General features: G+C 44.0%; 13 protein-coding genes and 1 riboswitch. Of the genes, 6 read left to right on the forward strand and 7 right to left on the reverse strand.

All coding sequences use genetic code 11. The annotated features are described in order from the left end of the window. Positions 1-2 precede the first annotated feature (2 nt). Positions 3-180: riboswitch (Lysine riboswitch) on the reverse strand. 364 nt (positions 181-544) lie between these two features. Continuing rightward, a complete protein-coding gene (locus AB4585_RS00850) occupies positions 545-955 on the forward strand; it encodes an H-NS family nucleoid-associated regulatory protein (protein WP_017060262.1) in 411 nt (136 codons plus the stop codon). Positions 956-1,149: 194 nt separating this feature from the next. On the opposite strand, the gene AB4585_RS00855 is transcribed toward AB4585_RS00850, so the two are convergent. Both AB4585_RS00855 and AB4585_RS00860 read right to left on the reverse strand, forming a co-directional pair. Continuing rightward, positions 1,150-2,454: an inosine/guanosine kinase gene (locus AB4585_RS00855; RefSeq protein WP_017060261.1), complete on the reverse strand. Its 1,305-nt coding sequence runs from the start codon at positions 2,452-2,454 to the stop codon at positions 1,150-1,152. A 102-nt stretch (positions 2,455-2,556) separates the two neighbouring features. After that, complete coding sequence (locus AB4585_RS00860) at positions 2,557-2,826, reverse strand: hypothetical protein (protein ID WP_010439986.1); 270 nt, start codon at positions 2,824-2,826, stop codon at positions 2,557-2,559. 204 nt (positions 2,827-3,030) lie between these two features. Between AB4585_RS00860 and mnmA the strand changes: the two genes are divergently transcribed. From mnmA to purB, 3 genes are all read left to right on the forward strand, one after another. After that, on the forward strand, positions 3,031-4,167 hold the full coding sequence (gene mnmA, locus AB4585_RS00865) for a tRNA 2-thiouridine(34) synthase MnmA (protein ID WP_048609389.1): 1,137 nt from the start codon (positions 3,031-3,033) through the stop codon (positions 4,165-4,167). Between the two features lie 43 nt (positions 4,168-4,210). Then, on the forward strand, positions 4,211-4,828 hold the full coding sequence (gene hflD, locus AB4585_RS00870) for a high frequency lysogenization protein HflD (RefSeq protein WP_146491851.1): 618 nt from the start codon (positions 4,211-4,213) through the stop codon (positions 4,826-4,828). Between the two features lie 143 nt (positions 4,829-4,971). Then, positions 4,972-6,342, forward strand: a complete 1,371-nt coding sequence (purB, locus tag AB4585_RS00875) for an adenylosuccinate lyase (RefSeq protein ID WP_017065316.1) — start codon at positions 4,972-4,974, stop codon at positions 6,340-6,342. 293 nt (positions 6,343-6,635) lie between these two features. Here purB and htpX read toward each other — a convergent pair whose 3' ends face one another. After that, positions 6,636-7,499, reverse strand: a complete 864-nt coding sequence (gene htpX, locus AB4585_RS00880) for a protease HtpX (protein ID WP_060982833.1) — start codon at positions 7,497-7,499, stop codon at positions 6,636-6,638. Positions 7,500-7,775: 276 nt separating this feature from the next. On the opposite strand from htpX, the gene AB4585_RS00885 reads away from it, so the two are divergent. Next, on the forward strand, positions 7,776-7,943 hold the full coding sequence (locus tag AB4585_RS00885) for a hypothetical protein (protein ID WP_017060256.1): 168 nt from the start codon (positions 7,776-7,778) through the stop codon (positions 7,941-7,943). Positions 7,944-8,057: 114 nt separating this feature from the next. On the opposite strand, the gene bioD is transcribed toward AB4585_RS00885, so the two are convergent. From bioD to bioB, 4 genes are read right to left on the reverse strand one after another with little or no spacing between them, the layout of a single operon-like run. Beyond that, on the reverse strand, positions 8,058-8,741 hold the full coding sequence (bioD, locus tag AB4585_RS00890; RefSeq protein WP_017060255.1) for a dethiobiotin synthase: 684 nt from the start codon (positions 8,739-8,741) through the stop codon (positions 8,058-8,060). After that, entirely contained in the window at positions 8,738-9,541 is an 804-nt protein-coding gene (gene bioC / locus AB4585_RS00895) for a malonyl-ACP O-methyltransferase BioC (protein ID WP_017060254.1), read from the reverse strand. The genes bioD and bioC overlap by 4 nt, the downstream gene beginning before the upstream one ends. Further along, positions 9,542-10,753 carry an 8-amino-7-oxononanoate synthase gene (gene bioF, locus AB4585_RS00900; protein ID WP_017060253.1) on the reverse strand — a complete coding sequence of 404 codons (1,212 nt, stop codon included), beginning with the start codon at positions 10,751-10,753 and terminating at the stop codon, positions 9,542-9,544. Continuing rightward, positions 10,740-11,792 (reverse strand): biotin synthase BioB, encoded by a 1,053-nt coding sequence (gene bioB, locus AB4585_RS00905; RefSeq protein ID WP_016792500.1) that lies wholly within the window; start codon positions 11,790-11,792, stop codon positions 10,740-10,742. Before bioB ends, bioF begins: the two co-directional genes overlap by 14 nt. A 159-nt stretch (positions 11,793-11,951) precedes the next feature. Here bioB and bioA point away from each other — a divergent pair, with 159 nt between their 5' ends. Further along, positions 11,952-13,229 (forward strand): adenosylmethionine--8-amino-7-oxononanoate transaminase, encoded by a 1,278-nt coding sequence (gene bioA, locus AB4585_RS00910; RefSeq protein WP_372103089.1) that lies wholly within the window; start codon positions 11,952-11,954, stop codon positions 13,227-13,229. The last annotated feature ends 72 nt before the right edge of the window (positions 13,230-13,301 follow it).

Here is a 13,301-nt window from a genome sequence, read left to right on the forward strand (position 1 = left end):
AACCCTACAGTAGCGCTCCATAGTTTAAAATTAAGACTATGGCAGTGTTGTACCTATTGAGCACAACCCCAGCAAATTGCTTAGATATACAATTTACTTCGGCAATTACACCTTTCATTCCCGTTCATTGGCATCACCCCAACGGAAGTTACTTTTTATAATTGCACCTCTACGTGCGATAACATTATTAACCGTGTAAACCAGAGTTTAACAACAAATTAACCAACACCTCGCATCAGGTAGCCGCAATTGTACTCACCAAGAGCAACAATGCAACATATCATTCCGAGAAAAATAGCTTTTTGTTAATGAACTAATCAATAGAAGAATAGTCTACATAAGTTGACTACTCCACCTGTCACATATCATTTTTTAAGATATTCTTAATAATTATTATAAATTCAATAGAAATACTGCTCTGAATTTTCAACTATTCATCTCACTTTTATATTTAAATATGTAATAGAAGAAATACTATTTGTTTTATTCCTAGGCTCTGTTTATTATTAGGAAGATTATTTAGTTTACCTTGATGGAAAATATCATGTCTGAATTAACAAAAACTCTATTAAATATCCGCAGCCTTCGTGCGTTCTCACGTGAATTAACTCTTGAGCAACTTGAAGAAGCGCTAGACAAGCTGACTATTGTTGTACAAGAGCGTCAAGAGTCTGAAGCTGAAGAGCGTGCTGCTAAAGCAGAGCAAGAAGCTAAGCTTTCTGCTATTGCTGAACAAATTGCAAAAGACGGAATTGATGTTGCCGATCTTATTGCTGCACTTTCTGGTGAAGCAAAATCTAAAACAACAAAAGCTAAACGCGCTCCTCGCCCAGCGAAATACAAATACGTAGACGCAAACGGCGACGAGAAGACTTGGACAGGTCAAGGCCGTACGCCTTCAGCTATCCAAGAACAGCTAGATGCTGGTAAATCTCTAGAAGAGTTTGCTATCTAAACATTTAGTTTACTTAGTGAGTAATCAATTACACGCTAAGCGATAGAATTAATATTTAAGTCGACCAAAGTATTATTTACGACTTCAATATATTCAGAAACAAAAAAGGCTCCTTTCGGAGCCTTTTTTATATTTGTACTATCAGTATTAGAAACCAACTGATACTGATAGTACTACTGATTAAAGAAAGTAACTTATCTTTCCCAGTACGCTTCTTCTAGGCTATCTTCTCTTTCAGGAAGGCCACGAGATAAACGTGGAGAGTGTTGAACCAACACTTCATAGCTAGCACGGTTAGAATATTTACAAACTTGTGAGAACGAAGAGTACGTCAAGAATGAATGTTGGTGTTTACTTGAGTTTGGCACGTTTTCTTTGTGGTACTTATTAGCAGCCATATCATGTAATAAAGCTGATAACGCAGCATCACCTGCACCATTGGTATTTTTGATCTTTTCTGGTCCACCCATGTATGGCGCAATGTGCGAATACACTTTAGTTGGGTTTTCACATAAATCTTTATGCGCAGGACGGCTAAATTCAAAACGGTTGAATTCCGCAATTGAACCTGGAAGTAAAGGCAGTGACGTTTCACGCTTAGCTGCATCTTCTGTATAACCAGCCATAAATAGGCCAACAGGTCCCGCAGTACATAGAACAAGGTCTACCCAGTCTAGCGCTTTATCTGATGCAGCCAGTGGATCGCTTTCACCCGTTAACGCTTCAGCTTCGTCTTCATTCATTGCAACAACCGTTACGTGTTGCTCAAGGAAATCTTTCCAGAATTCTGGATCATCTTGAATAACGAACTTAGTACCTAGTGTAAGAACGACTGGCACATCGTATTTCTTCGCGTATTCGATCGCTTTCATTGTTGCTTCAGGCATCGGGTCGCCTGGCTTACAGCGAACTAAATAAGCCGTTAAAACTAAAGCAGAAGCACTTTTGAAGATTTTTTCAGGAATGCTTTCTGGTTTTAATTGGTTCATTTGTCCTTCGCTAATTGCGAAAGTACGTTCACCGTCTTCTGTAATTAATGCAAAGCAGCGACCAATTGCGCCATCTACCCCTTGTAAATGGTTCAGATCCATTCTGCTTGATGTATTACATAAATAGCGGTAACCGTAACTACCAATCTTAATATCTTGGCTCATTACACCAAGCAGTGTTGAACGGTCATCCGCCAATACTGAGTAATTGTGTAATGTGTTACCAATTGTGCCACCAGCGTATTCATTGGTAATCAGGCACTGCTCTTTTAATTCTTGATACAAAGATTCAGCGGCTGCGTCGCCAATAACCAGTGAATGTCCCTTGCTCAAACCATACTTCTCAATAAGTTCAGAACTCACCTTTGCTTCAATATCCACCAATGTTTGGTCAATACCGATAATATGAGTGCGTGACATTCTTTTACTGCTTTGAGCTTGGCTCACTAGAGGATCACGAGCGTGAACCGGAAAGTAGTGCTTTGATTTACGTTGTCCAGGGAATTTCATAGGGCTAGTCTAAGTCAAGGGGAAATAGGTGGCGGATTCTACCGCGCTATATTTAACGCGGCAATCTTTCAAACTATAGCAAACGTTTGCTGAAGGTTTTTTTTATTCCCCTTCCATAAAGCTTAAATCAGGCAGCATGCCCAAATGCTCTGCGTAACGTTTTTGATTAAACTCCGCGCCGTTTTTCATAACGTCAAATACTTCAATTGCCAGTGCACATGCCATAGCCGCAATTGCTTCTTCACGTGGAGTGCCTGTCATCATTAAACGCATCAACGTCTCTTTCACTTTCACTGGTTCGCCATCTTCAAGCTGGTTCTCGATGATCTCAATCAGCTCTTCTTCTTGCATAAATTCATTTTGTTCAGACATTTTTTTATCTCAGGTCTTGGATTTCGAGCGACTATGCCACATATACTTCTGACATCCTAGCGACTCACCTCGCTCTCATGCGATTCTCTAACAAAGTCAGCGCACTATTTGTGCAAATGAAACTGTGATTCCGGTCTCGGATCTGTCACGGCGTTTCTCTTTCTGTTAGAATCTGCGACCAAGTAATAGTAACGGTGTTTAGACATGTCAGATATCAGCTCTGGAAACAGCGAAAAGAAAGTAATTGTCGGTATGTCCGGCGGTGTAGATTCGTCAGTATCGGCGTATCTTCTTCAGCAACAAGGCTATCAGGTAGAAGGCCTTTTCATGAAAAACTGGGAAGAAGACGATAACGAAGAATACTGCACGGCAGCTGAAGATCTTGCTGATGCTCAAGCGGTATGTGACAAACTAGGTATCCACCTTCACACTATCAACTTTGCTGCAGAATACTGGGACAACGTATTCGAATACTTCCTTGAAGAGTACAAAGCAGGTCGTACACCTAACCCAGATATTCTTTGTAACAAAGAAATCAAATTTAAAGCATTCTTAGAGTTTGCGGATGAAGTGCTAGACGCAGACTACATTGCGATGGGTCACTACGTTCGTCGTACTTTCCCAACTCAAGAAGAGCTTGATGCTGGCGTAAAACCAGAAATGCTACGCGGTCTAGACAGCAACAAAGACCAAAGTTATTTCCTATACACGCTAAGCTCAGATCAAGTGGCACGCAGCCTATTCCCTGTCGGTGAATTAGAGAAGCCAGAAGTGCGACGTATTGCTGAAGAGCAAGACTTGATCACAGCTAAGAAGAAAGATTCAACAGGCATCTGCTTTATCGGTGAGCGCAAGTTCACTGAGTTCCTAGGCAAATACCTACCAGCACAACCGGGTAACATCGAAACACCTGAAGGCCAAGTGATTGGTCAACACCAAGGTTTGATGTACCACACGCTAGGTCAGCGTAAAGGCCTTCATATTGGCGGCACTAAAGGTGGTGGCGGTAACGAAGAACCATGGTTTGTTGGTGAAAAAGATCTGAAGCGTAATGTTCTGATCGCAGTACAAGGTAAAGATCACCCTCTTCTAAAATCAGAAGGTTTGATCGCTTCTCAGCTTCACTGGGTAAATCGCACACCAATTACTGAAGTTATGACATGCACGGTAAAAACACGTTACCGTCAAACCGATATTCCTTGTACAATCATCCCAATTGATGATGAGAACATTAAGGTTATTTTTGATGAGCCACAGATTGCTGTGACCCCTGGTCAATCGGCAGTGTTCTACCTAGACGACGTTTGTCTTGGTGGTGGTATCATCGAAAAGCGCATCTAATCAATCAAACGATAAACGATAGAAGACAACTAGGAGTTACTACGTGGCTAATACACTTTATGACCGTACTATTGCTTTCGCCGGAATTTGCCAAGCTGTGGCTTTGGTTCAACAAGTAGCGAAAGACGGCCATTGTGATAAAGATGCCTTCGAAGCTTCACTCAGTGCCATTTTAAATACCAACCCAGCGAATACCGTGGGCGTGTTTGGACGTGAAGCGAACCTAAAGCTTGGCCTGGAGTGCTTAGTAAAAGGTATCGATAGTACTCCAGCAGGTAGCGATATCACTCGTTACATCATCAGCTTGATGGCGCTTGAGCGTAAGCTGTCTTCTCGCAACGACTCTATGTCTCAGCTTGGTGACCGCATTCAAACTGCAGAGCGCCAAACTGAACACTTTGATCTGTTTGACGAGCAAATGATCAGCAACCTTGCGAGTATCTACCTTGATGTCGTCAGCCCTATCGGCCCTCGCATTCAGGTTTCTGGTACTCCGTCTGTACTTCAGCAGACATCGAGCCAACATAAGGTTCGCGCACTGCTTCTATCAGGGATTCGAAGCGCTGTGTTATGGCGTCAAGTTGGCGGTAAACGTCGCCACCTTATCTTCGGTCGTAAGAAGATGATCGAGCAGGCTCAAATCCTACTAGCTCGAATGTAGTTTATTAGCTCGCGCCTCGTCGCGAGCTTGTTTTTTGTATCAACACAACTCTCACGCAAACGATTGCGCAATGTGCGTGACAATTGAGATTGTTACTGGTATAAACCTCTCAAAATTTAGAAAACTCAATTCAGGAGAACACCATGGAACTGTCAGCATTGACTGCTGTTTCACCAGTAGACGGCCGTTACGGAAGTAAGACTATTGCATTACGCAGCATCTTTAGTGAGTTTGGACTACTAAAGTACCGCTCTATCGTTGAAATTCGTTGGTTACAAAAGCTTGCAGCAACTGATGCAATCAAAGAAGTACCAGCGTTCAGTGCAGAAGCTAACCAGTTTCTTGATGAACTAGCCGCTAACTTCAGCGAAGAAGATGCTCTACGTATCAAAGAGATCGAGCGCACGACTAACCACGACGTTAAAGCGGTTGAGTACTTCTTGAAAGAGAAAGTTGCTGGCGTTCCTGAACTTCACGCTGTAAACGAATTTATTCACTTTGCATGTACTTCTGAAGACATCAACAACACCTCTCACGCGCTTATGCTTAAAGAAGCTCGTGACACAGTGATTCTTCCAGAAATCCGTAACGTAATTGATGCTATCAAAGCACTTGCGAACGAGTACCGTGATATTCCATTACTGTCTCGTACACACGGTCAGCCAGCTTCTCCTTCTACTATGGGTAAAGAGATGGCTAACGTTGCGTACCGTATGGAACGTCAATACAAGCAAATCGAAAACGTTGAGATCCTAGCGAAAATCAACGGTGCTGTAGGTAACTACAACGCACACCTTTCTGCATACCCAGAAGTTGAATGGCACCAGTTTAGCGAAGAGTTCATCACTGAATCTCTTGGCGTAACTTGGAACCCGTACACAACTCAAATCGAACCTCACGATTACATCGCTGAGCTATTCGATGCAATTGCTCGTTTCAACACTATCCTTCTAGACTTCGACCGTGACGTTTGGGGTTACATCGCTCTTGGTCACTTCAAGCAGAAGACTATTGCTGGCGAAATCGGTTCTTCGACAATGCCGCATAAAGTTAACCCAATTGACTTCGAAAACTCTGAAGGCAACCTTGGTCTAGCGAACGCAGTATTCAGCCACCTTGCACAAAAACTTCCAGTTTCTCGCTGGCAGCGTGACCTTACTGACTCTACGGTTCTTCGTAACCTAGGTGTGGGTGTTGGCTACGCAATCATTGCATACACTTCGACTCTGAAAGGTATTAGCAAGCTTGAAGTTAACCGCGCTGCGCTACTTGCTGAACTAGACAAGAACTGGGAAGTATTGGCTGAACCAGTACAAACAGTAATGCGTCGTTACGGCATTGAAAAACCATACGAGAAGCTAAAAGAGCTAACTCGTGGTAAACGTGTAGATGGCGAAGGCATGCGTGCATTCATCGATGGTCTTGAGATTCCTGCAGACGAGAAAGTTCGTCTGAAAGAGATGACTCCAGCAAACTACATCGGTCAAGCAATCGAGCTAACTGACAAGCTGTAATATTCGAATTTCGAATCGCAGAATAGACTAAGGCTTCCCATGTGGAAGCCTTTTTATTGCGTGGAACTAAATCTATCGCCACAAGAATCGTCAACATAAGAACACCAAGCCTTCTCCAATTGATCGACTCGTCTCCTACTGATTCAATTTAATCACCTAGCGACAACTGCACCTCATATCTCATACTTCATGTCTCAACACTTGTTATCTTAAACGCCAAGATCAAAAAAGACCTCCCGAAGGAAGCCTTTCAAATGTATCTTGTCGATTAGCGACTGAAGAATACGTAGCGATTACATGTTACGTAGAGAAGCAATACGCTTGTCTAGCGGCGGGTGGCTCATTAGAAGCTCAGTTAGAGACTTCTTACCGTTGATACCAAACGCCATCATAGAACCTTCTAGTTGTGGCTCATGGCTCACCTTTAGACGCTCTAGCGCTGCAATCATCTTCTCTTTACCAACCAAGTGCGCAGCACCTGCATCAGCATGGAACTCACGGTGGCGGCTGTACCACATGGTAATGAAGCTCGCTAGGAAACCAAATACCAGTTCCAGCACCATAGACACACCGAAGTACACCATCATGTTGCTGCCACCCTCTTCTTCGTTGTCATTCGACGCAACAATGTTGGCGATGAAACGAGATAGGAAGATAACGAACGTGTTCACTACACCTTGCATTAACGTCATGGTCACCATATCACCGTTCGCGATGTGGCTCACTTCATGCGCTAATACTGCTTCAGCTTCATCACGCGTCATGTTGTGCAGCAGGCCTGTTGATACTGCTACCAATGAATCGTCACGCTTAGCACCTGTCGCGAATGCGTTGATGTCTGGCGAGTCGTAGATCGCCACTGTTGGCATACCAATACCAACTTGTTGAGATTGACGGCTTACCGTCTCCATCAACCAATGTTCTGTTTCGTTACGTGGGCTTTCAATGACCATGCCGCCTACAGAGCGTAGCGCCATTTTCTTCGACATCATTAATGAAATGAATGAGCCGCCAAAACCAAATACCGCAGCCATCACCAATAAGCCTGATAGGCTACCGGGTTGCATACCTGTGACTGCGTATACAATATTAAGAACAACACTTAGTACCAATACAACCGCTAGGTTAGTTGCAAGGAACAACATTACTCGCTTCATTACTTATCTCCGCATGAAAGCTGTTTTTATAAAACTTATTGTTATAGACAAGGCAGACAGCAATAGTTTCAACCTTGAAGACTTATACTTACTTATACATATAGTCTTAGATTAAGAAAACAAGGTTAAGCATTAAATTGCAACATTTGATTACGAGACCATATCCGAATTAAATCCACTCTATTAGACCTAAGTCGTATGGTGTCGATATAACAATCCGTTTACAGTGACTTCAGATGATTTATTGGCTAGTCCATGTACAAAAAGGAAAGGATCATGGTTGAAGGTACTAACACTCAAATGGCTATCGATTTACTGTGCTGTCACCTAGGGATTACTGAAGAAGAAGCGAAAAAGCAGGTTGGAATCCTAACACCGCAAACGGCACAGACAAAAATCACAGAAACTCAGCAAGCTTTAATGGGACTGACTAAAGAACATTAGTTCTAAGCTTGTTTATTAAAAGACCGGTTGTTTATCAACTCAAGGTCTAAAGGCTTAAAATAGCAAAAGGGCTGCAATCGCAGCCCTTTTCTTATTTAGTACATAACGTGGTAATTAAAGCGCAAGCAAAGGCTGCACATCAATGTACTTACCAATGTTTTTAGACTTCGCTTTTGGGACGTAAGGGATTTCACCTAACTTAGGTGCACCTAACTTATCTTCAAGCATCGCAATAATATCTGCGTAGTGCTCAGTACCTGGATTGATACGGTTTGCGACCCAACCTACTAGGTTTAGGCCATCAGCACGAATCGCTTCTGCCGTTAATAGAGCGTGGCTCAAACAACCAAGTTTAATACCCACAGTCAGTACCACTGGCAGTTGCTCTTTTTTAACCCAGCTAGAAAGATATTCATCGTCTGAAACCGGGACTCGCCAACCACCAGCACCTTCAACTAACACGATGTCAGAGTTTTTCTTATGCTCTTCTAGCTTCGCTGATAATACCGCCTCATCAATTACAACACCATCATGCTTAGCAGCGATGTGAGGCGATGATGGTAGCAACAACGCGTATGGATTGACGTCTTCGTAAGCAATATCTTGCGTCGCCGCTTCTTGAAGATGCAGTGCATCACTATTACGTAGTCCTTCAGGGGATTTTTCACTCCCTGCAGCAACTGGCTTGTAACCAATTGTTGATAAATCTTGTGCGGCCAAAGCTTGAAGAATCGCTTTTGAAACCACAGTTTTTCCCACTTCGGTATCCGTACCTGCAATGAATAATGCATCAATCATAATTGAATAACCCCTAAACAAACTTGATATGTTGCTGGTAAGAAACCTTGATGGTTCTTAAACTCTCGATATTCCCGATCAACAAGCTGCAACATGCGACGACTTGTTAAACCTTGTGAGCGACCACTTACGTGATTAGCGCCGATACCTTTAAGGTCGCGCATCAGTTCAAACGCAGTGTCGTACCAAACGGTGATGGTGGGCAAGTCTAGTTGATGAACGGTACAGCTAGATTGCGCTAACGCAATTTTTACCTTATTGATTGTAATAAAATGGTTAACGTGTTGATGTGCGTCAATTTTGGACCACGACTTTTTCAGTTCAAACAGCGACCCATCAAGCAAAGTTGAGAAAATAACACGCCCACCAGCCGCTGTAACACGCTTCATCTCTCTCAAAGGCGACGACAAATCGTCACACCATTGCAACGCAAGGCTAGAGAAAACGATGTCAAAGCACCCATCTTCAAACGGCAATTGTTCGGCATCGGCTTGTTGATATAAAGATACAGATGCACCACACCGCTTCTCTGCTGTTGCTAGCATTCCAACAGAAAGATCAGCGCAAACCACTTCGGCGCCTCGTTTTACAAGTTGCTCGGAGAAATAGCCAGTACCACAACCTAGATCCAGCACCTTAAAGCCTGACAGATCGCTGGGTAATTTATCCAGTAATCGGTGGCCAACATCGCGTTGAAATTCAGCGTGTTTGTCATAGGTTGTTGCCGCTTTACCAAAGGCTTCGGCAATCGCACTCTTATCTTGGCCAACGTAATTATGCACTACTGCTTCTTGTGACATTTACTGAGCCTCTTTATTTGATTCAAAGCTTGGATGGATACCCGGTTCAGTGCTTAAGTCGATGTTTCGTTCAATGGCTTGATGCAACGACCTGGTTAACTGGAGAATCTGTTTTGGGCTATGGTTAGCTGTTAACGTGATTCGTAATCGAGCAGTTCCAGCAGGTATGGCTGGCGGCCTTATTGCGGTCACCCAAACTTGGTTTTGCTTTAACTCTTCAGCTATTGATAATGCCGCTTGTGCTTCACCTATCACAAATGGCTTAATCGGAGTCTGAGTATCCACAAAGCCTTTCAAGCCGCTCACCTGCTCTGCATAGAGAGACCCTAACTCAGTCAGCTTTTCTCGGCGCCACTCTTGAGTTTGAGTCATCTTACAGGCATGAGATAAAGCCACCGCTTGTGAAGGTGGCATCGCCGTCGAGTACACATGATGACGAGCAAACTGAGTTAAGTAATCACCCACTTCTGACGAACAAAGAATCGCAGCACCAGAAACGCCAAATGCTTTGCCAAAGGTCACCACCAAAATATCGGGGGAGATTTGTGCTGCACTGCAACTCCCAGCTCCTTTATCACCTAATACGCCGATACCGTGGGCATCATCAACCGCCAACCAACTGTCGTATTGATGAGTCAGGTTAGATATCTGGCTGAGAGGCGCTTGATCGCCGTCCATGCTGAATACGCCCTCAGTGACGACCAAGGATTGTAGAGATCGGCTTAATAGAGACTCTAGATGCTGCGTGTCGTTGTGTTTAAAGCGTTTCATGGTTGCATGAGAAAGCATCCCCGCTTCCATCAAAGAGGCGTGATTAAGCTTGTCTTGCAGCAGAGAGTCGTCTTTTTCGAGCAGAGAAAACAACAAGGCTTGGTTCGCACTGAAACCAGAACTAAAGAGAATCGCACGTTCAAAGCCCAACCATTCACACAGCTGAGCTTCTAAATTTCTATGAGCAGGACTAAAACCCGTGACCAATGGCGATGCCGCACTGCCAGCACCATAAAGGGAAAGCCCCGCTTGCCACGCCTCTACCAATTCAGGGTCGTTCGCCAAGCCTAGGTAATCATTACTCGAAAAATTAATAAAGCGAGAACCTTCGCAATTAAGCAAAGGACCATTACTGTTTTCGAGCACTTTAAGTTGACGAGTTAGCCCCTGCTCACGGCGTTGAACAAGGGCATCTTTGATACGGGATTTAAACAGTGGCATCGTAGAACATGTCATCTTTCGTTGGACGAGCAGCAACGCGCTCCACTACTTGATCTAACAGTTCGTTTTCTTGAATTTCATCAGGCTTCTGAGCCACTTGTTGGCTGTTGATGCCTAACTTCTTAAACAGCTGCATGTCCGTGTCTTCATCTGGGTTTGGCGTAGTCAGTAGCTTACAACCGTAGAAGATAGAGTTCGCGCCAGCCATGAAGCACATCGCCTGCATCTGTTCATTCATATTCTCGCGACCTGCAGATAGACGAACCGCTGACATTGGCATCATGATACGAGCAATCGCAATCAACTTAATGAAGTCAAAAGATTCAACATCATCGACGTTTTCCATCGGTGTGCCTTTCACTTTCACGAGCATGTTGATTGGCACACTCTCAGGGTGTACCGGAAGGTTCGCTAGCTCTACCAGCAGGCCTGCACGGTCATTGGTACTTTCGCCCATACCAATAATGCCACCAGAACAGATCTTCATACCGGCATCACGTACGTGAGATAGCGTATCTAAACGATCTTGGTAAGTACGAGTGGTGATGATGCTGCCGTAAAACTCGGGAGACGTATCAAGGTTATGGTTGTAGTAATCCAAGCCTGCATCCGCTAACTCGCCAGCTTGATCAGGGGTTAACATGCCTAGTGTCATACAGGTTTCTAGACCCATACCTTTCACACCTTTGATCATATCAGTCAAGTGAGGCATATCGCGTTCTTTCGGGTTTTTCCACGCCGCGCCCATACAGAAACGAGTCGAGCCCGCGTTCTTGGCTTTTTGCGCCGCATCCAAAACACGCTCTACTTCCATTAGGCGTTCTTTGTCGACATCCGTTCGGTAGTGAGCACTTTGAGGACAATACTTACAGTCTTCAGGACAAGCACCAGTCTTAATCGATAGAAGCGTACTCACCTGCACGTGGTTGTGCTCTTGGTACTGTCTATGAACCACTTGAGCTTCAAACATTAAATCCATAAACGGTTTTTCAAGCAGTGCTGTTACTTCAGCAACTGTCCAGTCATGACGAACTTCCACGTGTCGATCCTTTTTTATTATTTGATGTTTCATCTCTATCAATAGAGATTGCATTTATGCTTGGCTAGTCTACCGACAAGCTTTAGACTGTCAACACATTGATAATATCAAAAGTTTACATCTGGTTATTTTTTAACCGCACCAAGAATGGAAGTTACTATGGATCTCGCCTTTGATCGCCAGCATATCTGGCATCCCTACACATCAACGTTAACACCTCTGACCTGCTACCCAGTCACCAACGCAGACGGTGTTTACCTAGAATTAGAAGGCGGAAAACGAATTATTGATGGTATGTCATCTTGGTGGTCAACCATCCACGGCTACAATCATCCAGAGCTAAACGCTGCAGCTCATAGTCAAATCGATAAGGTTTCACACGTTATGTTTGGTGGCATCACCCACCAGCCCGCTATCGATCTATGTAAGAAGCTTTTGAATCTCGCGCCAAGTAATCTTGAGCATGTATTTTTGGCCGATTCAGGTTCAGTTGCCGTAGAGGTTAGCCTCAAGATGGCATTGCAATATTGGCACGCTAAAGGACAACCTCGTTCAAAGTTCCTCACACTAAGAGATGGCTACCACGGTGATACCTTTGCGGCGATGTCAGTGACCGACCCTGACAATTCGATGCACAGCCTCTACAAAGGCTTTTTGCCGGAACATATTTTCGCTGATTCGCCAAAAACAGGCTTTTGGGATGAGTGGAACTCAAGTGACATCGATAGTTTTAAAGAAAAGCTGGCAGCACACCATCAAGAAGTCGCAGCGGTGATCTTAGAGCCAATCGTTCAAGGGGCTGGTGGCATGCGCATCTACCACCCTGAGTTCCTAAAACAAGTTCGCTTACTGTGTGATGAATTCAACGTATTGCTGATCTTGGATGAGATTGCGACCGGGTTTGGCCGTACAGGGAAACTATTCGCTTGTGAGCATGCCGATGTTCAACCGGACATCTTATGCGTAGGCAAGGCTTTAACTGGTGGTTATATGACATTGTCAGCGACGCTGGCGAGTAAAGAAGTTGCTGACACGGTATGTGGCGGTGAAGCGGGCTGCTTTATGCATGGGCCAACCTTTATGGGCAACCCATTGGCTTGCGCAGTCGGTGCGGCAAGTTTATCCATCATCGAGCAAGGCCATTGGAAAAATCAGACTCAACAGATTGAACAGCTCTTTTCTGAGTTGTTACCACCGTTGCGAGAACATGAACTGGTTAAAGACGTGCGTTGGTTAGGCGCTATTGGCGTCGTTGAAACTCACACACCCGTCGATATGGAAGCCATTCAAGCTCACTTTGTAGAGCAAGGCGTTTGGATCCGTCCGTTTGGTAAGCTAATTTATATGATGCCTCCGTTTATTATCAAACCACAACATATTGAGCAATTGGTCGCTGCTATCGACACTGCATTACAAAATACTCATTGCTTTAAATAAGGCGTTTATTGCTCTAAACAAGAGCGACGATTATTTCTATATATCTTCATTAATAAATCATTTAATTAAACT

It is taken from the genome of Vibrio sp. 10N.222.49.C9 (genome assembly GCF_041474985.1).
Classification (GTDB): domain Bacteria; phylum Pseudomonadota; class Gammaproteobacteria; order Enterobacterales; family Vibrionaceae; genus Vibrio; species Vibrio crassostreae_C.

What these genes read in the sequence shown, in the direction of transcription:
- AB4585_RS00850 (WP_017060262.1), top strand. Translation starts at nt 545, where the DNA reads ATGTCTGAATTAACAAAAACTCTATTAAATATCCGCAGCCTTCGTGCG.
- AB4585_RS00855 (WP_017060261.1), bottom strand. Translation starts at nt 2,454, where the DNA reads ATGAAATTCCCTGGACAACGTAAATCAAAGCACTACTTTCCGGTTCAC.
- AB4585_RS00860 (WP_010439986.1), bottom strand. Translation starts at nt 2,826, where the DNA reads ATGTCTGAACAAAATGAATTTATGCAAGAAGAAGAGCTGATTGAGATC.
- mnmA (WP_048609389.1), top strand. Translation starts at nt 3,031, where the DNA reads ATGTCAGATATCAGCTCTGGAAACAGCGAAAAGAAAGTAATTGTCGGT.
- purB (WP_017065316.1), top strand. Translation starts at nt 4,972, where the DNA reads ATGGAACTGTCAGCATTGACTGCTGTTTCACCAGTAGACGGCCGTTAC.
- htpX (WP_060982833.1), bottom strand. Translation starts at nt 7,499, where the DNA reads ATGAAGCGAGTAATGTTGTTCCTTGCAACTAACCTAGCGGTTGTATTG.
- AB4585_RS00885 (WP_017060256.1), top strand. Translation starts at nt 7,776, where the DNA reads ATGGTTGAAGGTACTAACACTCAAATGGCTATCGATTTACTGTGCTGT.
- bioD (WP_017060255.1), bottom strand. Translation starts at nt 8,741, where the DNA reads ATGATTGATGCATTATTCATTGCAGGTACGGATACCGAAGTGGGAAAA.
- bioC (WP_017060254.1), bottom strand. Translation starts at nt 9,541, where the DNA reads ATGTCACAAGAAGCAGTAGTGCATAATTACGTTGGCCAAGATAAGAGT.
- bioF (WP_017060253.1), bottom strand. Translation starts at nt 10,753, where the DNA reads ATGCCACTGTTTAAATCCCGTATCAAAGATGCCCTTGTTCAACGCCGT.
- bioA (WP_372103089.1), top strand. Translation starts at nt 11,952, where the DNA reads ATGGATCTCGCCTTTGATCGCCAGCATATCTGGCATCCCTACACATCA.